At 61.0% G+C, this 19,502-nt stretch carries 18 protein-coding genes; 9 read left to right on the top strand and 9 right to left on the bottom strand.

Translation table 11 applies throughout. The annotated features are described in order from the left end of the window. Positions 1 to 295: 295 nt before the first annotated feature. Together yghU and P0D68_RS33035 are read left to right on the top strand one after the other, a co-directional pair. Positions 296 to 1,171, top strand: a complete 876-nt coding sequence (gene yghU, locus P0D68_RS33040; RefSeq protein ID WP_408303331.1) for a glutathione-dependent disulfide-bond oxidoreductase — start codon at positions 296 to 298, stop codon at positions 1,169 to 1,171. A 185-nt stretch (positions 1,172 to 1,356) separates the two neighbouring features. Further along, positions 1,357 to 2,079: a phosphonate utilization associated transcriptional regulator gene (locus tag P0D68_RS33035; RefSeq protein ID WP_091793417.1), complete on the top strand. Its 723-nt coding sequence runs from the start codon at positions 1,357 to 1,359 to the stop codon at positions 2,077 to 2,079. 9 nt (positions 2,080 to 2,088) lie between these two features. Here the strand turns inward: P0D68_RS33035 and P0D68_RS33030 are convergent, their stop codons facing one another. The 5 genes from P0D68_RS33030 to P0D68_RS33010 form a co-directional block, all read right to left on the bottom strand. Then, positions 2,089 to 3,477: an FAD-dependent oxidoreductase gene (locus tag P0D68_RS33030; RefSeq protein WP_408303329.1), complete on the bottom strand. Its 1,389-nt coding sequence runs from the start codon at positions 3,475 to 3,477 to the stop codon at positions 2,089 to 2,091. Positions 3,478 to 3,571: 94 nt separating this feature from the next. Then, positions 3,572 to 4,702, bottom strand: a complete 1,131-nt coding sequence (locus tag P0D68_RS33025) for a 2-aminoethylphosphonate--pyruvate transaminase (RefSeq protein ID WP_408468811.1) — start codon at positions 4,700 to 4,702, stop codon at positions 3,572 to 3,574. Positions 4,703 to 4,737: 35 nt separating this feature from the next. After that, complete coding sequence (locus P0D68_RS33020; protein ID WP_091793413.1) at positions 4,738 to 6,465, bottom strand: putative 2-aminoethylphosphonate ABC transporter permease subunit; 1,728 nt, start codon at positions 6,463 to 6,465, stop codon at positions 4,738 to 4,740. Further along, the gene (locus P0D68_RS33015) at positions 6,462 to 7,553 is read right to left on the bottom strand and encodes a putative 2-aminoethylphosphonate ABC transporter ATP-binding protein (RefSeq protein WP_091800390.1); all 1,092 of its coding nucleotides are present in this window, start codon (positions 7,551 to 7,553) and stop codon (positions 6,462 to 6,464) included. The genes P0D68_RS33020 and P0D68_RS33015 overlap by 4 nt, the downstream gene beginning before the upstream one ends. A gap of 119 nt (positions 7,554 to 7,672) precedes the next feature. Next, positions 7,673 to 8,728, bottom strand: coding sequence for a putative 2-aminoethylphosphonate ABC transporter substrate-binding protein (locus tag P0D68_RS33010; protein ID WP_408303324.1), 1,056 nt, complete (start codon positions 8,726 to 8,728; stop codon positions 7,673 to 7,675). A gap of 223 nt (positions 8,729 to 8,951) precedes the next feature. On the opposite strand from P0D68_RS33010, the gene phnA reads away from it, so the two are divergent. The 3 genes from phnA to P0D68_RS32995 all read left to right on the top strand — a co-directional run bounded on the left by phnA (position 8,952) and on the right by P0D68_RS32995 (position 12,382). Beyond that, positions 8,952 to 10,187, top strand: a complete 1,236-nt coding sequence (gene phnA / locus P0D68_RS33005; RefSeq protein ID WP_408303322.1) for a phosphonoacetate hydrolase — start codon at positions 8,952 to 8,954, stop codon at positions 10,185 to 10,187. Between the two features lie 14 nt (positions 10,188 to 10,201). Then, a complete protein-coding gene (phnY, locus tag P0D68_RS33000; protein ID WP_408303320.1) occupies positions 10,202 to 11,656 on the top strand; it encodes a phosphonoacetaldehyde dehydrogenase in 1,455 nt (484 codons plus the stop codon). Between the two features lie 204 nt (positions 11,657 to 11,860). Next, on the top strand, positions 11,861 to 12,382 hold the full coding sequence (locus P0D68_RS32995) for an MmgE/PrpD family protein (RefSeq protein WP_408303407.1): 522 nt from the start codon (positions 11,861 to 11,863) through the stop codon (positions 12,380 to 12,382). Between the two features lie 239 nt (positions 12,383 to 12,621). Here the strand turns inward: P0D68_RS32995 and P0D68_RS32990 are convergent, their stop codons facing one another. Continuing rightward, positions 12,622 to 13,098: a nuclear transport factor 2 family protein gene (locus P0D68_RS32990; protein ID WP_091793405.1), complete on the bottom strand. Its 477-nt coding sequence runs from the start codon at positions 13,096 to 13,098 to the stop codon at positions 12,622 to 12,624. 248 nt (positions 13,099 to 13,346) lie between these two features. Further along, entirely contained in the window at positions 13,347 to 14,267 is a 921-nt protein-coding gene (locus tag P0D68_RS32985; protein WP_408303318.1) for a LysR family transcriptional regulator, read from the bottom strand. 140 nt (positions 14,268 to 14,407) lie between these two features. On the opposite strand from P0D68_RS32985, the gene P0D68_RS32980 reads away from it, so the two are divergent. From P0D68_RS32980 to P0D68_RS32970, 3 genes are all read left to right on the top strand, one after another. Beyond that, positions 14,408 to 15,211, top strand: coding sequence for an SDR family NAD(P)-dependent oxidoreductase (locus tag P0D68_RS32980; protein ID WP_408185726.1), 804 nt, complete (start codon positions 14,408 to 14,410; stop codon positions 15,209 to 15,211). 82 nt (positions 15,212 to 15,293) lie between these two features. Then, positions 15,294 to 16,406, top strand: coding sequence for an NADH:flavin oxidoreductase (locus tag P0D68_RS32975; protein ID WP_408468810.1), 1,113 nt, complete (start codon positions 15,294 to 15,296; stop codon positions 16,404 to 16,406). 49 nt (positions 16,407 to 16,455) lie between these two features. Then, entirely contained in the window at positions 16,456 to 17,412 is a 957-nt protein-coding gene (locus tag P0D68_RS32970) for a helix-turn-helix transcriptional regulator (protein ID WP_408303312.1), read from the top strand. A 186-nt stretch (positions 17,413 to 17,598) separates the two neighbouring features. Here the strand turns inward: P0D68_RS32970 and P0D68_RS32965 are convergent, their stop codons facing one another. Next, on the bottom strand, positions 17,599 to 18,129 hold the full coding sequence (locus tag P0D68_RS32965) for a MarR family winged helix-turn-helix transcriptional regulator (RefSeq protein WP_408468809.1): 531 nt from the start codon (positions 18,127 to 18,129) through the stop codon (positions 17,599 to 17,601). Positions 18,130 to 18,377: 248 nt separating this feature from the next. Between P0D68_RS32965 and P0D68_RS32960 the strand changes: the two genes are divergently transcribed. Next, positions 18,378 to 19,172, top strand: a complete 795-nt coding sequence (locus P0D68_RS32960) for an SDR family NAD(P)-dependent oxidoreductase (protein ID WP_408185722.1) — start codon at positions 18,378 to 18,380, stop codon at positions 19,170 to 19,172. Here P0D68_RS32960 and P0D68_RS32955 read toward each other — a convergent pair. Continuing rightward, the coding region (locus P0D68_RS32955; RefSeq protein ID WP_408468808.1) for a hypothetical protein at positions 19,160 to 19,502 on the bottom strand (343 nt) is incomplete at its 5' end. The genes P0D68_RS32960 and P0D68_RS32955 overlap by 13 nt on opposite strands.

The raw sequence follows: 19,502 nt of genomic DNA, 5'->3' as shown, positions 1-19,502 counted from the left end.
ATTGGATGCGAAGCGGTTTCAATGTGTTAAATGGTAAGCCCATCCTGCGTCCTTCCACTACGATTCACTGGCTGGGTGCCAGGGAATCGTGCAGACGCGCATTTCCCTGCCTCAGCATTCCCCGTTCCTGTCCATGCGGATCGCGCGGCGCCACCGCGTATTTCAGGCATCGATCGACAGGGTGCGGACCACGCCCGGCCCATCTCCTGACGGCGCGCGGCCGCCAGCGCATTTCGCGCCGATTTGTTAATCTCACTGCGAAAACACCTGTCCCCGAGACACAAGGAGCTTGAGCATGAGTGACCGCGCCGATTACGTGCCGCCGAAAGTCTGGACCTGGAACAAGGAGAACGGTGGCCGCTTCGCGAACATCAACCGCCCTATCGCGGGCGCCACGCACGAGAAGGAACTGCCGGTTGGCCGCCATCCTCTTCAGCTGTACTCGCTGGCAACGCCCAACGGCGTGAAGGTCACGATACTGCTCGAGGAACTGCTGGCGAGCGGTCATAGCGGCGCGGAGTATGACGCGTGGCTGATCAGGATCGGCGACGGCGATCAGTTCGGCAGCGGCTTCGTGGAGGTGAATCCGAACTCCAAGATCCCCGCGCTGATGGATCGCAGCGGCCCCAAGCCGATCCGGGTTTTCGAGTCCGGCTCGATTCTGCTCTATCTCGCCGAAAAATTCGGCGCGTTTTTGCCGACCGAGCCCGGCGCTCGCGCCGAATGCCTGTCGTGGTTGTTCTGGCAGATGGGAAGCGCGCCGTATCTGGGCGGCGGCCTCGGCCACTTCTACGCATACGCGCCGACAAAGATCGAATATGCGATCGACCGCTTCGCCATGGAAGTCAAACGTCAGCTCGACGTGCTCGACCAGCGGCTCGCGGATAACGAATACGTGGCGGGCAGTGAGTACACGATCGCCGACATGGCGATCTGGCCTTGGTACGGCGGCCTCGTCAAAGGGTGGCTCTACGATGCGGCCGAATTCCTGTCGGTGCAGGACTATCGGCACGTTCAGCGCTGGGCTAATGCGATCGGCGAACGCCCGGCCGTGCGTCGCGGACGGATGGTCAACCGTGTCTTTGGCGAGTTGTCGGATCAATTACACGAGCGCCACGACGCCTCCGACTTCGAGACGGGCACGCAGGCCGTATTGGCCGCACAGAAGTAGCGGGAGCAGCGAAGTAGCGGGAGTTGGGCGGACATCGCGGAGCGTTCAGCGGTCACGAGCTCCTGATCGAAACCTGCGCGGCCCGCACCGCCGTGCGGATCGTTGTTGACAATAAACAAGGCGTCACGCTATGTTCGGAAAGCCAACCCTACGCACTCCCAACCCTCACTTCCAACCGCTCATCAATGACCACGCCAACCCCATCCAGCGCGATTGAATTGCTGCAGCGGCACTCGCTTGCCACGTTAGTCCAGGAAACGCTTGAACGCGGTATCGCCTCGGGCGAATTCGCCCCCGGCGAAAAGTTGAACGAAGTCGAAGTTTCCGCGCGGCTGAACGTGTCGCGCGGACCCTTGCGCGAAGCGTTTCGAGCGCTGGAACAGGCGGGTTTGCTGAAAACCGAAAAGAACCGTGGCGTCACGGTGCGCGCGTTGTCGCTGCGCGAAGCGGAAGAGATCTACGAAGTGCGCGCAATGCTGGACGAATCGGTGGCCCGCGCACTAGCCGAGCGAATGACGCCTGAAACGCTGGCCACGCTAAAAGGCATCATCGCCGCGATGAAATCGGCGAAGAAAGACCACGACCTCGCCCGGTACACGACACTGAATGTCCAGTTGCACGACGCCATGGTCTCGGGCGTGGGCAACCAGCATTTGCTCGAAACGTATCGCCATCTCGTGCGTCAGCTAGGATTGCTGCGTCAAGCGGCCATCGAAACGGAAAAGAGCGCGCTGACAACATCGGTCACGGAGCACGAAAAAATCGTCAACGCACTCGCGAAAGGCGACGCCGAGCGCGCCGTCGCGCTCGTGCGGGAACACGTGGCGCACGGCCTCGCCAGAATGCGGCGCGCCCACGAGCGCTGGGTTGCTTCAGCGCCGCTGCCCACCGCGAGCCAGACCGGCTGAGCGGCGCCGCTACCCTTTATCCGACTTGCCGGCGGCGCTCGCCAGTTTGCTGAGAAGGCGATCGACGAGCCACGGCTGGCGGTCCTCGTCTTCCGCGCGTTCCTTGCGCCGGATTGCATCACGCACCGTTATCGAGCCCACGAAGCGGATCGGTTCGGGCGGAAAATACCCTAACGGGCCATTCGTCAAAGGACTACGCGTCCACTCGTTGTCGAGTTCGAGCAGCAGCGAGGACAGGATCTGTCCGCCCATATACGTCGGTCCAACGCCATTGCCGGAATAGCCAAAGCCGTAGAGCACGTTTGGCGCGCCGTCGAGCCGGCCGAAAAAAGGAAAGCCGGTGACAGACCGATCCGATGGGCCGTTCCAGCTCGCGGTGACCGGCACGTCGCGCAGCGCCGGAAAGAAATCGTGCAGACCTCGCGTCAAATCGGCTTCATAAGGCGAGCGCTGATCGAACACCGGGGCGATCCGGCCTCGCCAGGCAAACGTGTTGCCGCCCTTGCCCAGCATCAGCCGCCCGTCCGGCGTGCTGCGGTAGTAGTAGACGAAGATCCTCGAGTCGAGCACCGACACACCGTCTTTCAAACCGATTTGCTGCAGCAACTCCGGGCATCGCTCGGTGACGATCATGTCGCTTGAAACGACCGCCAGCGTGCGCTCGAACTGCCGGAAGCGGCTCGCCATCCACGCATTGATCGCGAGCACCAGTTTTGGCGCGCTGACGCTGCCGGCGGGTGTGCGCACCGTCACGCGTTCGCCGGCAGCGAAGTCGAGCATCGGCGTGCGCTCGTAAAGACGAATACCCATCGCCATCGCGACGCGCCGCAGCCCGCGCACGAGCTTGCCCGGATGGACCGTTGCGGCGACCGGCGAATACACGCCGCCGAGATTGCGCGCGGAGCCGGACCGGCTCGCCACTTCTTGTGGCGAAAGATGCTGATACGAATTGATGCCGTGCTCGCTCAGCGCGGCAATGACCGGGTCGAGCAGGCCGATTTGCGCGCGTGAAGTCGCCGTGTAGAGCGTGCCGTCGAGCCGCAGTTCGGCGTCGATCGCGTTGTCGGCGCAGAAGTCGCGAATCCGCCCGACGGCCGCTTCGGACGCTTTCACCAGCCGGATCGCCTCCGCCTCGCCAAACAGTCGCCGCAACGTGAAGAACTTGGTCGACCACGTCAGCAGACAGCCACCGTTGCGGCCACTCGCACCCGCGCCGCACAGATCGCTCTCGATGATCACAATGTCGAGGTCGGGCCTTTTCTGCTTCGCCTGAATGGCCGTCCACAAACCGGTAAAGCCGCCGCCGACGATGCAGACATCCGCAGTCGTCGCGCCTTGCAAGGCGGGCGCCAACGAACCGTCGGCAAAGAGTGCTTGTTCAATCCAGAACGGACGCATAAATGGCTCGCATTGACCCAACGGTTGTATTCCATTCGGAGAAAGCGAGGCTTGCTCGCGCTTCAAGCAAGAACAAGCCTCCGCGCCGGCCGCTTCAGGCCAGCGCTTTCGCCGAAACCCGCTCGATTCCCATCACTCTGAGCGTGTCGGCAATCGCCGCGACCGCCCCCGGAATGCCCGATTCGCCGAAGTGCCCGATACAGCCGACACGGAACGTCTCCAACTGGGTCAGCTTGCCGGGGTACAGGATGTAGCCGCGCTTTTTCACTTCCGTGTAGAAGGTCTTGAAGTCATAGCGAGGATCGTCGGGGGCATGAAACGTGACGATGATTGGCGCCTGAATCGACGGATCGAGAAAGGGTCGAAAACCGAGTGCCGCCATGCCTTCGATCAGCGCGCGGCAATTGCCTGCATAGCGTGCGCCGCGCGCTTCGAGACCACCCTCTTCCACGTATTGCGCGATGGCCTCGTCGAGTGCCGCGACGACATGGGTAGGCGGCGTGAAGCGCCATTGCGTGGTGCGGTTCATATAGACCCACTGATCGTACAGATCCATCGCGAGCGATGGGCTATTGCCCTCGCAGTGATCCAGCGTGCTGCGGCGAATGATCACGAACCCCATGCCGGGCACGCCTTCGAGACACTTCCCGGAGGCCGCCACCACCGCGTCGAATGGCGTTCGGCGTGCATCGATATCAATGGCGCCAAACGAACTCATCGCGTCGATGATCAGACTGCGCCCGTGCTTCGCGACCACCTCGGCAATCTCATGGAGCGGGTTGAGCACGCCCGCCCCGGTTTCGCAGTGCACGAGCGCGACATGCGTGATGTCGGGGTCGGCCGCCAGCGCGCGATCGACATCCGCCGCTTTGACCTGCGTGTCTTCCGGATAGTCGATGGTCTGATGGCGCCGGCCGAGTGCGCGGCAAATCTTCGCGATGCGCTGGCAGTACGCGCCATTGTTCGGCACCAGCACCCGTCCGTCGCGTGGCACCAGCGTGCCGATCGCGGCTTCCACGGAGAAGGTGCCGCTGCCTTGCAACGGCACGCACTCATGCGTGTCTTCGCCATGCACGATGCGCAGCGTCTGCTGGCGGACACGGGCGGTGATCTGATTGAAATCGCCGTCCCATGATCCCCAGTCGCGCAGCATCGCCTGACGCGTGCGCTCGGAGGTCGTGAGCGGACCAGGAGTAAGCAGAATGGGTGCGGAGGACAGATTCACGGTAGCTCCTTGTAGATCCAGATGAAGTTTCTGTTTCAGCCACGACGCGACGTGCGCCATGCCTGGGTTCTGCGCAATACGCCATGCGACACGCCGGCAAACAGCAGACAGGCGAGCGCCGCTGTCACGAGGACCAGCGTGGCCATCGCCGCGGCCGGTCCGATCTGTCCGGCGTCGTCGAGATTGAGAATGGCGACCGAGGCCGGTTGCGTGTCGGGTGAATAAAGAAACGCGACGGCGGACACGGTCGTCATGCCATTGACGAAGAGATAGCGTGCAATCTGCAGGATGGACGGCAGGCAGACCGGCACGGTGACGCGGAAAAACGTCCTGTAAAAAGGCACTTTCAAGGACGCGGAGACGGCCTCGAACTCATTGTCGATCTGACGCAGCGCGGTCACGGCGGTCAGATGACTCGACGAGTAGTAATGCACCACGGTCACGATCGCGAGTATCGCGAGCGTGCCGTAAAGGCCGTTGAGCGGGTTGGCAGGCGAGTTGAAAAGAAAGATGTAGCTGATGCCCAGCACGAGTCCCGGCACACCCATCGGCAGAATCGCGCACAGATTGATAAAGCCGCGTAACCAGCGCGGTCCGCGCGTCTTCTCGACGAGATACGCGCCGCCGAACACGATGATGGTGCCGCCGATCGCCACGCATGCTGCCATCTTCAGGCTGTTCTTGTAGGCGTCGAAAATCCCGGCGCCGATCAGGCCCATCTTGTAGTGCTGCAAGCCGAGACTCATCTGATACGGCCAGAACTTCACGAACGAGGCAAACACGGAAATGCCGACCACTGCCAGCACCAGAGCGCACACGAGGCCGCAGTAGCCGAGCATCGCCATGTCGAAGCCGCGCGCGGGTTTCGGCTGATAAGGCGTGGAACGCGCGCCGAGTTGCGACTGCTGCTTGCGGCGAATGAAAAAGTCGATCGCGAACGCAACCAGCGCGGGACACAGCAGCAGCAGGCTGACAACCGCGCTCCGGTTGAAATCCTGCAAGCCGATGATCAGCTTATAGATGTCGGTGGAGAGCACCGAATAAGGCCCGCCGATAACGACCGGCACACCGAAATCGTTGATGCAGATCGTAAACGACACCATCGTCGCGCTGATCAGGCCGTACTTCGCGCCCGGCAGCGTGATCGTGAAGAACTTGCGCACGCGGCGCGTGCCCATTGCGTCCGCGGCTTCATACAGGCGCCCGTCGGACAGCGAGAGCGCCGTCACGAGAATCATCAGCACATGCGGAAACGCGGCATAGACCAGACTGCATACAATGCCCGGCAGCCCGTAGATCGAATGTCCGTGAAGCAATGGTTTCAGGATGCCCGAGTTGCCGAACCAGTAGATGAACGACACAGCGGAGAGCAACGTCGGTGCGAGCAGCGGCAACAACGCGACCGTGCGCGCGGCGTTTTTCATCGGCATGCACGAACGGGTCAGCGCGTAGGCAAACGTGAATGCCATCGGAATCACGATGGCCGTCACCAGGCAGGCGACCGTGACCGAATGCAGCGTCGAGGTCCACACGCCCGAGTCCGCCAGATAGCCTTTGAAATTGACCAATCCGACAAAATGACCGTCCGCGTCCACAAAGCATTTACCGACCACCAGAGCCAGCGGCAGCAGCAAAAACACGCCGAGAAACGCGGACATCAGCACGAGCGCCAACTGCGCGACCCGGTCGTGCCAATGGCTCTTCTGACGCACTTCGGCGTGCGCCTCGTCGCCGCTGCGACGCTCCAACAGAACGGCACTCATTGAAGTCGCTCCTTCGCGGCCGAAAACACGCACACGTGCTCGCGGCTAATGGCCAGATCGAAGCGCGCCCCCTGCTGCAGACTCGTCCGATGCATCTCGTGAAACGACAGGTCAGCGACGATTTCCTGCTCCCCGAGACCGTCCACCTTGAAACTGACCCGGCAGAACGCGCCGAGGAACTCCAGTTTCTCCACCGAAGCCGGCAGCAGATTGTCCGCGGCGCTACCCGGCGCGCTGATATGGATGTCTTCCGGACGAACGAAGGCGGACACTCTGGAGCCCGGCACCGCGCGCTGCGTTCCGCACCCGTAGCGCAGTGCCAGCGAGCCCGCCTTGAGGTTGCCGTCGCGTGTCACTTCGGCGGGAATCAGGTTGACCTTGCCGATGAAATCGGCAACGAACGGCGACGCCGGCTCGCGATAGATTTCGTGCGGTGTGCCGATCTGCTCGATCACGCCCTGATTCATCACCACGATCCGGTCGGCCATGGAAAGCGCTTCTTCCTGGTCGTGCGTGACCATGATCGTGGTCACGCCGAGCCGCTGCTGCAACTGACGTATCTCCTGACGCAGCCGCACTCGCACACGCGCATCCAGCGCTGACAACGGCTCGTCGAGCAACAGCAGCCCCGGCGAGGTGGCAAGCGCCCGCGCCAGGGCGATACGCTGCTGCTGACCGCCCGACAGCTGATTCGGATGTTTGCGTTGCGCGTCCGGCAGGCCCACGAGCGTGAGCAGTTCGTTGACGCGATCGGCGATCGCCGCGCGCTTCATCTTGCGATTCACGAGACCGTAGGCCACGTTGTCGAAGATGGTCAGATTGGGGAACAACGCGTACGACTGAAAGACGATGCCGTAATCGCGAAGCTGGGGCGGCAGCCGCGAAATATCGCGGCCGTCCTGCGTGATCTGGCCGGCACTCTGCGTTTCGAGGCCGGCGATGATGCGCAGCAAAGTCGTCTTGCCGCATCCCGATGGGCCGAGGAAACAGATCATCTCTCCCTGCTTCACGCCAAGGTTGATGTCCTCCAGAACCGGCGTGTCATTGAACCGCTTGTAGACGTTCTGCACGCTCAAATACGCTGTCATAAACTCCTCCGATGCCAAGCCTGCATGGCGGCGACGCGCCGCCGCGCGTTGCTTCACCGTTTGTTCGGGGCGTGCGTACCGCACGCCCGGCGCTCCTCAAAGCCCTGTCGAAGCCGCTCCTACTTCTGCTCCTTGCTGCCGTAGCGCTTCTGCCAGTCGCCGAGAATCGCGTCGCGGTTTTTCGCCGACCAGGTGAAATCGTTTTTCACCAGCAGTTCCGAGTAGTTGTCGGGAATGCCGGAGAGCTTCTTCGCGACACCGGGATACGCAACGATCGCCCACCATTGCGCGGTGATTTCATTGGCCTCCTTGCTGGCCATGAAATCCGCGAGTTTTTTGGCCGCCTCGGGCTGTTTGGTGGTCTTCATGATCCCCGTCGCTTCCATATCCCACCCCAGTCCCTCTTTCGGGAAGATGAGATCGATCGGGGCGCCCTGGGCCTGCAACTCGTGCCCGCGAAATTCGAATGAGATGCCGATCGGAAACTCGCCGGTGCCGGCCAGCGTGCAGGGCTTCGAACCCGAGTGCACGTATTGCGCGACGTTCTTGTCGAGCGCGTCCATGTACTTCCAGCCCTTGTCGTCGCCGAACGTTTGCAGCCACGAGGTCACGTCCAGATAGCCCGTACCGGAGGACACCGGGCTCGGCATCACGATCATCCCCTTGTAGATGGGCTTGGTCAGGTCTTCCCATGAGGTCGGCTTAGGCAGGTGGCGCTTCTCTGCCTCGACGCGGTTGTAGCAGACCGTCGCGCCCCATACGTCCATGCCGACCCAGTGCGGCGGCGTATTGGCGTCGCTGTACTTGCGCGTCAGGCTGTCGAAGCCTTTCGGCGCGTAGGGCATCAGCATTCCCTGCAGATCGAGCAGCGTCAGACTGGATGCCGCGAGTCCGAGCACGACATCGGCGCGCGGATTGCTTTTTTCAGCGAGCAGCTTGGCGGTCACCGCGCCCGTCGAATCGCGCACCCAGCGGATTTCGATATCGGAGTTGGCTTTCTCGAAAGCGTCCTTGTACGGCTTCATGGCTTCGTCTTCGAGCGCGGTATAGACGAGCAACTGCGTTTTCGCCTGCGCGAACTGGACCGCGCCGAATGCGACGGCGGCGGCAACGAGACCACGCAACGCCACATTCCAGCGACTGCTGCGACCCTTTGACCCCTGCTTATCCTTCATTTCCAGACCCCTTGAGAAAGTGGCGTCGCGGCCTGCGACGAAAACGACCGGTGCTACGGGACTGCTGCTTACGAGCTTCGTGACGACGGCTTTTTTTGGTTTCGAGAATGTTGTCTGTTGTTGACAATCTACAAAGCATCAATTTTAATGTCAAGTATTGCCACACTTTGCCACATAACGCCTCATCCCCAACACCCGACTTACCCTAGCCAAAGGACACGTCATGAGCGCAACACCGGTTTCCATCGAAGTGAACGGCCGTAGCTACAACTGGATGCATCGACCCGTCGTTGTGGTCTGTGTGGACGGCTGTGCCTATGAATATCTGGAGATGGCGGCAGCGGCGGGCGTTGCGCCCTTTCTCGGCAAGCTGCTGCATCCCGGCACGGCGCTCAAGGGGGAATGCGTCGTGCCGAGTTTCACGAATCCGAACAACCTGTCGATCGTGACGGGCGTGCCACCTGCCGTTCACGGCATTAGCGGCAACTATTTTTTCGATCGCGACAGCGGCACCGAGGTGCTGATGAACGATCCGAAGTACCTCGTCGCGCCCACCGTGCTGGCCGGCTTCGCCGAAAAGGGTGCGCATGTGGCGGTCGTCACCGCGAAAGACAAATTGCGCCGCCTGTTAGGCAAAGATCTGGCGGGCGTGTGCTTCTCCGCGGAGAAAGCCGACGAGGCGACGATCGAGGAGAACGGTATCGACAACCTGCTGGAGTTGGTCGGCAAGCCGGTGCCGAGCGTGTACAGCGCCGACCTGTCGGAATTCGTATTCGCGGCGGGCGTGCGCCTGCTCGAAACCCGCGCGATCGACCTGATGTATCTGTCGACCACGGACTACGTCCAGCACAAATGCGCGCCCGGCACGCCCGGCGCGAACGCGTTTTACCAGATGATGGACGGCTACCTGCGGCGGCTCGACGAACTCGGTGCGATTGTCGCCATCACGGCTGATCACGGCATGAATGCGAAGCACAATGAAGACGGCGAACCCAACGTGATCTATCTTCAGGAGCGCTTTGACGAGTGGCTCGGCCACGACGCCGCTCGCGTGATTCTGCCGATCACCGACCCTTACGTCGTGCATCACGGCGCGCTGGGATCGTTCGCCACGGTCTACCTTCCGCCTTCGGCCGATGTCGAGGCGATGCGCCGTCGGCTCTCGGCGGAACCCGGCATCGAAGTCGTGCTGACGGGCGCCGAAGGCTGCGCGCGCTTCGAACTTCCGCCCGCGCGCATGGGCGACCTGATCGTGATCTCGACGCGCGATGTCGTGCTCGGCACACGGCGCATCAAACACGACCTGTCCGGCCTCGATGTACCGCTGCGCTCGCACGGCGGCCTCGCCGAACAGATCGTGCCGCTTCTGTTCAATCAACCGGTCGCGAAATCCGTTGTCGAGCGGGCACGGCTGCGCAATTTCGACATCATCGATATCGCACTCAATCACCTTCAATGAACCGGGGACCGGATATGAACGCTATTGCGGAAACGAAAGCTCAGTGGCAGGTGCGTCATGAAGCGTTGCGTATTGGTGGAGAAAAAGTCCATCGCGACGAAGTGATCGAAGTGCGTAATCCCTACGACGGCACGCTGGTCGGCACCGTGCCGAAAGCGACGCTGGAAGACGTGCGTCACGCGTTCGAATTTGCGCGCGCGTATCGCCCCGCCCTCACCCGCTATGAGCGGGCGGCGATCCTGCGGCGCGCAGCCGACGCGGTGCGGGCTCGCACGCACGAAATCGCCGCGCTCATCACGGCGGAGGCCGGCTTGTGCTGGAAGGACTCGACCTACGAAGCCGGCCGCGTCGCCGACGTGCTGGTTTTCGGCGCGGGCGAGGTGCTGAAAGACGACGGCCAGATTTTCTCGTGCGATCTCACGCCTCACGGAAAAAAACGCCGCGTCTATACGCAACGCGATCCGTTACTCGGCGTGATTTCCGCGATTACGCCGTTCAACCATCCAATGAATCAGGTCGCGCACAAGGTCGTGCCGGCTATCGCCACGAACAATCGTATCGTCGTCAAACCGTCGGAGAAGGTGCCGCTGTCGTGCTATCTGCTGGCGGACATTCTCTATGAGGCGGGTCTGCCCGTGCAGATGCTGCAAGTGTTGACGGGCAACCCTGCCGTCATTGCCGATGAGCTGATCACGAACCCCGCGATCGATCTCATTACGTTTACGGGTGGCGTGTCGATCGGCAAATCGATTGCCGCCCGGATGGGCTACCGCCGCGCGGTGCTCGAACTCGGCGGCAACGACCCGATCATCGTGATGGAAGATGCCGATCTGGACGAAGCCAGCTCACTCGCCGTGTCGGGCTCTTACAAGAATTCCGGCCAGCGATGCACGGCAATCAAGCGCATGCTGGTGCATGAGTCGGTTGCCGATCGCTTTACCGAACTCGTCGTGGACAAGACGCGCGCGTGGAAATACGGGAATCCCGCGGATAGCTCGGTCGACATGGGCACCGTCATCGACGAGGCGGCCGCGCGGTTCTGCGAGCAGCAGGTCAACGACGCGTTGTCGCGCGGCGCGCGGCTGCTGGCGGGTAACTGCCGGGATGGCGCGCTCTACTCGCCGACCGTCGTGGATCGAGTCACGCCCGACATGCCGCTCGTCAAATACGAGACGTTCGGGCCGGTGTCGCCGATCATGCGCTTCTCCAATATCGACGAAGCGATCCGCATGTCCAACTGCACCGACTATGCGTTGTCATCGTCGGTCTGCACGAACCGACTCGACTACATCACGCGGTTCGTCACCGAACTGGAAGTGGGCAGCGTGAATGTACGCGAAGTACCGGGTTATCGACTCGAACTGACGCCGTTCGGCGGCGTGAAGGATTCGGGACTCGGTTATAAGGAAGGCGTGCAGGAGGCCATGAAGAGTTTCACCAATACCAAGACCTACTCGCTGCCATGGTGAGGGCGATATGTTGAGGCGCCTTTTATGCTGAGTTGACACTGACCGCGTGGGACCTTGTGCAGGGGTTCCGGCGGTCAGCAACATTGCTCGTCTCGTGGTTGGTGATAGATGGTTATCTTTCACCCACCACGAAGCTGAAAGAATTCCGTTGGGCCGCTTTTTCCGCTCCGCACTGCCTCGTCCGGACAGCGACGAGCGCTTCGACTGGCGAACAGCAAAGCGCACCGGGACTTCCGGGCTATCTCGGCCCGACGTATTAATCAATCGGCCCGCCGCCCGTGTGGCGTATTCGGTGCGGCCGCGGCGACCGGCAAGAAGACCCCGCAGATCGGACTCGAGGGCAAGTTCAGCATCTATCACGCGGTGGCGATTGCCGTGATCGACGGCGCGGCGGGTGAGAAGCAGTTCAGCGACGCGAAGGTGCGTGACCCGATGACGGTGGCACTGCGCCAGAAGGTGAATACCATCGTCGACCCGGCCATCAAGCCGGAGCAGGTCGACATGACGATCACACTGAAGGACGGGCGCAAGCTGCATAAATTCATCCAGCACGCGATCGGCAGCACCGAAGTGCCGATGACCGATCAGCAACTCGAGAAGAAATTCTCGGACCTGGCCGAAGGTATTCTATCGCCGGATAGGACCCGCAAACTGATCGACACATGCTGGCACGTCGAACAACTGGACAGCGCCGGAGAAATCGCCTTGTCCGCGCTGCCGCAGTAGCTGAAAAGCAGCCGGAAGTGGCGTCTCACCGGCTCGTGAAGGAGACTGAAGGTTTGGCGAGGCCGCGCTCACCGCTCGAACGAACGACCCGTTTCGAACGCAACGGCATCGCCGCAAATTCACCGCCACATGAGTACTCCCTTGCCGCAATCCGACATTGAGTCGACGATAGGTATCGCCCCCTTACATTTCGCGCGGCAGAGGAGTATGAACCGACGAGAAAGAGACCGGCGTCGTTTCTAGAACCCAAAACTGCTGAGTCCAGGATGATCCTCCGGGCGAGGGCCCAGCGCCCAGAAAAACTTGCGATCGGCTTCTTTGATCGGCACATCGTTGATGGATGCATGGCGCACAGCCATCAGACCGTTTTCGGCGAACTGCCAGTTTTCGTTACCGAATGAACGGTACCAGTTGCCCGCATCGTCGTGCCACTCGTAAGCGAATCGGACTGCAATATGATTTTCCGTGAACGCCCAAATCTCCTTGATCAAGCGGTATTCGTGCTCGCGCTCCCACTTGCGGCGCAGAAAGGGCACGATCTGTTCGCGGCCGGTGATGAATTCGGAACGGTTGCGCCAACGGCTATCAACCGTGTAGGCAAGAGACACTTTCTCCGGATTGCGAGAGTTCCAGCCATTTTCCCCGGCGCGCACCTTTTGCGTGGCTGTCTCCAGAGTGAACGGTGGGAACGGAGGGATGGGGGTATTTTCAGACATGACAGCTCCTTTGGTTGCGGGCGCCGCCGCATGCAGAGAAACACCGGCGACGCTTTTGTGTTGAGACGCCGCCAGTCTGTCTGACTACCTCGACAGGGGCTTTACTCCGCGCCGAGCGATTTAGGATTCGCACGGAAACATTGTCCGCGCGAAGCGTGCCCCTCAAGTTTTGATCTGCCTCTGAGTCGTCATTCGTGCAGGAGCGATTTATGTGCCGCCAGATTGACCTGGCTAATCCAACAGTACTGCTACCCGTCAGCCAATGCGCTCGCGACGTGCTGCGCGAAGGCCTTCACTTTCGCTGAGTTCCGTCGTTCGCGCGGATAGACCAGATGAATAGAGACCGGCGGAGGTCGCCAGTCGGCCAACAGTAGCTGGACCTCGCCGCTGGCGATTTCTTCATGGAAAAGCCAGGTCGGCGAACACCCGATGCCCATTCCCGCGAGGACCGATGCACGGATCACTTCACTGCTGTTACTTTGCAGATTACCCGCTACACGAACGACTCGCGTTGTCCCTTCTGGCTCCAGCGCAGCGCTGCCCGCGGTAAAAGTCCAGTTGTTGCGCATGGGCAATTCCGTGTAGACAACGCAGTTGTGCGCAGCGAGATCCTCAGGCTTGACGGGCGCCATCAGTCCCTTCGGAAGCGACGACAAATAGCGGTTGTGTGCGACGATGTGCCGGGGAGAAGTGCCGACCTTACGCGCAATTAAAGTACTGTCCGGCATGTCGCCGATACGAACCGCCGCATCGATTCCCTCTTCAACCAGATCGACAACGCTGTCTTGCAGACGGATATCGATCTTCACCGCGGGATGCGCAGCCAGGAAGGTCTGAATCATTGGCATGAGCTTGATTCGAGCGAACCCAACCGACGCCGCGATTCGCAGCCATCCAACCAGTTGCTGCTCACCGCGCCGCAACTCGCCCTCGGCCTCGTCCATCTCGGCCACCAGGCGTCGCACCCGGTTGAAATAGCGTTCACCTTCTTGCGTCAGGGCGAGCGAGCGGGTCGTACGCGTCAGCAGTTTGGTGCCGAGTTCGCGCTCCAACGCCGCCACCTGTTTGCTGACCGCGCTCTGCGTCGTGTTGGTTTGAAGTGCGACCGCCGAAAAACTGCTTGCCTCGACGACGCGGACAAAGACGGTGATGGCCTGCAGCTTATCCATTTTGAGCGACACCTATTCCCGGGTGGACTTAATGATATGAGCGCCCACCGTCTATATCAATGCCAAAAAAACCAGCAAAGTCCACCCATCGAAAGCGAGATCCACCCAGCACGCAATCCAACCCGTCCCACGGAGGTTTTATGAGCACCCATTCTTCAGGCAAAGGTACTGCAGTCATTACTGGCGCATCGGCCGGCATCGGCAAGGTCTATGCCAACCGTCTTGCAAAGCAGGGATATGACCTCCTGTTGATCGCCCGGAATGCCGATAGTCTGAGCGAACTGGCCCAAAGCCTGTCAGCGCAGTTTGGCATTCGTGCGACGTTCCTCGCCGAAGACCTGACGACGCAATCCGGCGTCGAGACGGTGGTGACCGCCATTACCCGCGACGCAACCATCACGATGCTCGTCAACAATGCCGGCGCCGGCACGCTCGGCGGTTTCACGGACTCGAAGCTCAGCAACCTCGAAACGATGAACGCACTGAACGTGGATGCACTCGTCCACCTGTCGTACGCCATTCTTCCGTTGTTCAAGCAGCGGGACAAAGGGACGCTCGTCAATATCAGCTCCGTCCTCGCGCTTCATACACTTCCTGTCAGCACCGTGTACAGCGGCACCAAGGGTTATGTCCTGAGCTTCACTCGCGGGCTTCAGCAGGAAGTCGCGGGCACCAACGTAAAAGTCCAACTGGTCATGCCGGCGGCGACTCACACAGGTTTCTGGGACATCGCGGGCTTCCCTGTCTCCAACCTGGATAAGAGCGTTGTCATGAGCGCCGATCATCTCGTCGACGCCGCGTTGGCCGGTTTGGCACAAGGCGAATCGATCACCTTGCCGTCGGTTGAAGACTTGAGGTTGTGGGAAGAGTACGACCAGGCGCGCGAAAAGCTATTTCTGGCGTCCCAATCGGGTAAGCCGGCTTCCCGTTACAACGTCGCGTAACCGCTTCTGCATGAATGGGGTTCGTTGGCGAACCGCCGACACAGCCGCCAAGTTTATCGGCATAACCGATTCGAGGCTTCGAATGAGCGAAAAGACTAACCTGTTTACTCCGTTTCACGGCGCGGGACTTGAATTGGCGAACCGGATCGTGATGGCGCCGATGACGCGGCGTAAGAGCCCGGGCGGCGTTCCAGGTGAGGACGTGGCTGCGTACTATCGACGCCGCGCCGAGGGAGGCGTCGGCCTGATCATCACGGAAGGAACGACGATCGGGCGGCCGGCGGCGTCGAGTGACGAAGCCATTCCGAACATCCATTCGCCCGAAAGCATCCTCGGGTGGAAGCATGTAGTCGACGGCGTCCATGCTGCCGGTGGCAAGATTGCGGTCCAGCTCTGGCATATGGGGCTGCGGCGCGAACCCGGCACGGGCCCCGAACCCAGCGCACCGTCCGAGGGTCCCTCCTCAGAGGGAGCCCACTCGCATGCAATGACCGACAGCGAGATCGCGGACGCGATAGAAGCTTTTGCGCAAGCCGCACAAACAGCGCGCGCGATCGGCTTCAACGCCGTCGAGATACATGGTGCGCACGGCTATCTTGTCGACCAGTTCTTCTGGGAAGCGACGAACCGCCGCACCGATTCGTACGCGGGCAGCATCGCTGGGCGCACTCGATTCGCCACTGAAATCGTCAAGGCAATCCGCAACCGGGTCGGCTATGACTTCACCGTGTCGCTGCGTTTTTCGCAGTGGAAAGTTCAGGATTACAGCAGCCGGCTAGCCCGCACGCCCGGTGAACTGGAACAACTGCTGATTCCTCTTGCGGACGCAGGTGTGAGCATTTTTCATGCGTCGACGCGCCGTTTTTGGGAACCTGAATTTACGGATTCCTCACTTAATCTTGCGGGCTGGGCAAAAAAGATTACCGGCTTGCCGGCTATGACTGTCGGCTCCATCGGTCTCGAAGGGCCGGATTTTCTGCACACGCTCCACGCTCGAGACACCGATCGGCAATACGGCCAGCACCAGGCTGCCTCGCTGGACTCGCTGTTGCACCGCCTCGGCGATGGAAAGTTCGACCTCGTTGCGGTTGGACGTGCGCTGGCGGCTGATCCGAATTGGGTGAGGAAAGTCAGGGACGGCGCTCAGGACTCGATCGTGACCTTCGAGCAGTCGACCTTGGCAGAACTGATCTGACTGGCTGCCGCCATGTCGAAGCTCAACATTGTGAAAGGACGGACACGCTATGGCATCGTTTCCCGCATCGAGCATTCCTAGGGAAGTGCACTGGCGCTGCGCCGACGCAGATCAGGTTGAGGCTCGTGCGAATCCTGGCGCAGTCGTCGTGACGCGATGGACTCACGCCGGTGATGCGCCACTCGAAGTGGCGAACCCGGGCAATGACGAATTGCATTGTATTGCGCTGAACCTGAAGTGGGCTAACTTCACGTTCAGCCATGCCGGCCGGCGCGTCGCGCAGGGTCGAATGACGCCGGGCATTGCGCAGGTCACTGCGCCGGGCGTATCGACCCGAACCATTTTCAACTCGTCCGCCGACCTGGCTCATCTGTTCGTTTCACAGCAGGTATTGGCGGAATGCTATCAGGACCTTTTCGAGGGTGCCAGCGCAGGCGCCATTGTGCTCGACAGTCCCGACATGATCCGCGATCCGGCGCTTGAAAGTCTCATCCAGGCGCTCATTGCCGCACGGAGCAACGGCGCTCTCTTCGGCAAGATGTTCGTCGAGCAGGTGAGCCTCGCCGTCGTGTCGCGAATCGTCGCTCGCCACTATGCTCGCGTTGCTGTTCAGCGTGAGGCGGCACCGTTGCAACCATGGCGTCTGAATCGCGCGATGGATTTTATCGAGGATCACCTGTCTGAGCAGGTCAAGCTGGAAGACATTGCCGCGAGCGTGGGTCTCTCGCGTATGCACTTCGCCTCGCAGTTTCGGCGCGCCACCGGCGTGCGGCCTCATGAGTATCTGCTGAAACGACGTATCGACCGCGCGCAGCAACTGTTGCGATCGTCCCAGCAAAGAGTGCTCGACGTCGCGCTCGAGTGCGGCTTCCAGTCGCATGCGCATTTCGCGACCGTGTTCAAGAAAATAGTCGGCGAGACACCCGCTTCCTGGCGGGCGATGGTGGATCACCCCGTGGCTGCCGTCTCGCCAACGCGTTGCTCAGAAGAGGCAGCAACATCATGAACATCGCTGCCATGAATCGCCCGCGGCCGTTCCGCGCATTCCCTGTACCAGGCACTCGCGGATACCGGCGCTCCTCCTTGCACTGGCGTCTACACCCGAGCCGTCGTCAATGTCCAGAGATTGCGAGAATCCACACGCTATCGAACTGGTCTTCCGGGCGAACACGGTCTGGCGAGCGTCTTTCGCCTAGCTGCGACCGTACGCCGCCAGAAACTCATCGGATGCGACGTGGTCAGCCAAAGCGCGCAATGCGGAGGCGGAATCGCTCCCAAGGACCTGTTCGACTCGCTGATTTGCGGTAGCCCAGAGCACAAGAGCCTCGTGCAGCCGCGCCTCCCCAGCGGTGGTGAGCGCTCCGCGCTTCGCCCGTCTGTCGTGCTCGTCGGGCTGCAGTTCGACAAAACCATCTCGGACGAGGGGTCGGAGCGCATGTGTAACGGCAGAAATCTGGATCGCAAGTTTCGTCGCCAGATCCTGGAGCGTGGGGGCCTGGCCCCCGGACTCGGCAGTCATGCGCTCGATTTCCGCCAGCAATCCCACCTGAGTGGCCTTCAGCCCGAGCGGTGCGAGCGCATCGTCGTACAGCGTGCCCAACCGGCGCGCGGCGCGCCTGAGCGCAGTGTTTGTGCACACCAACGACTCGAAGATGCTCTTTTCTTCGTTCCGGGGCACGCGCGGGCTGCCAGCGCCCGCCATATCAGCAGATTTCTTCTTCATGGCGTAAGGATCGTTGAGTACTGCAGTATTGACAAGCCCCCGCAACATTTGTTTCCGCAGATCGGCACGGTCGACACCCGGCGCCCCTCTGCAATCGGGGCTGCCGCCTTCAGTTCGATCGCTGAAACTTTCTTCTGACGAAAAATAGTTGAGCACTTCACTATTGACACGAGCCCATAGCATGGCTTTATACTTGAGCCCTCAATCAATATGGTTGAAGGCTCAACCTAACCCACTGGAGTAGCAAAATGACTGCAAGCAACAAAACCGCCCTGGTCACCGGTGCCTCGTCAGGCATTGGCGCCGTCTATGCCGACCGTCTGGCTGCGCGCGGCTACGACCTGATCCTGGTTGCCCGGCGCGCGGATCGCCTGTCGGCACTGTCGCAGAAATTGTCGGAAACCTATGGCGTCAAGGTTCAGGTCCTGGTAGCGGACCTCGCCAAGGAAGCTGATCTCGCCAAGGTCGAGCACGTGCTGGCCAGCGATTCCAGCGTGACACTGCTGGTCAACAATGCTGGCCTGGCGCGCTTCACCCCGTTGGGGAAGACGCCCGTCAGCGACTCGATGGCACAGATCAATCTCAACATCGTGGCACTGACACGACTCACCCACGCTGTGCTGCCCCGTTTCCTCGAACGCAATGAAGGGGACATCATCAATGTTGCGTCGGTGCTGTCGGTCCACTCGTGGGAGGTCAGCTCCGTGTACAGCGGCACCAAGTCTTTCGTTCTGGCATTCAGCCGCGGTCTCCAGGATGAATTGAAGAACACGGGTGTGAGACTGCAGGTTGTTCTGCCGGCGACCACGGCAACCGAGATCTGGGACGAGTCGGGTATCCCTCTGTCGGCCTTGCGCCAGGAGAGTGTGATGAGCACCGAAAACATGGTCGATGCAGCCCTGATTGGTTTTGACCGAGGCGAGAAGTTGACGTGGCCGTCGGTCGCTGATGAAAGCCTGTGGGAAAAGTACGACGCCGCTCGCGCCGCTCTGTTCGCCGCTACCCAGACCGGCACGCCCGCGCCGCGCTATCAGAAGGCGTAACGCGCGCGAAGCTGCGGGTCGCCCACATCTTTGAGTGACGGGACATTCGCCGTTGCCGGAATCCTGTTTCCGACAACGGCGGTATCGGCGCTCGACACGATTTGCCCCACGGCGGCGCCAATAGATCGAGTGTCACGGCGACGCCATGGCGGTTCGATATCGGAATCACACTGCCCGTGCGCTTGCACCTCCCCTTCGCTGTTGTCTCGATCAATCACGGGACGACGGATAAGCAAGGCGAAATTGAACACGCAGCTATTGAGCACATGCAATTCAAAGAGCACGTTTAACCAGAAGGTAAGTGGGTAAATGAACATCGGAATTCCAACG

Origin of the sequence: Paraburkholderia sp. RL17-380-BIE-A (genome assembly GCF_046028085.1) — a bacterium.
Classification (GTDB): Bacteria; Pseudomonadota; Gammaproteobacteria; order Burkholderiales; family Burkholderiaceae; genus Paraburkholderia.
This window is presented reverse-complemented; position numbering and strand designations above follow the sequence as displayed.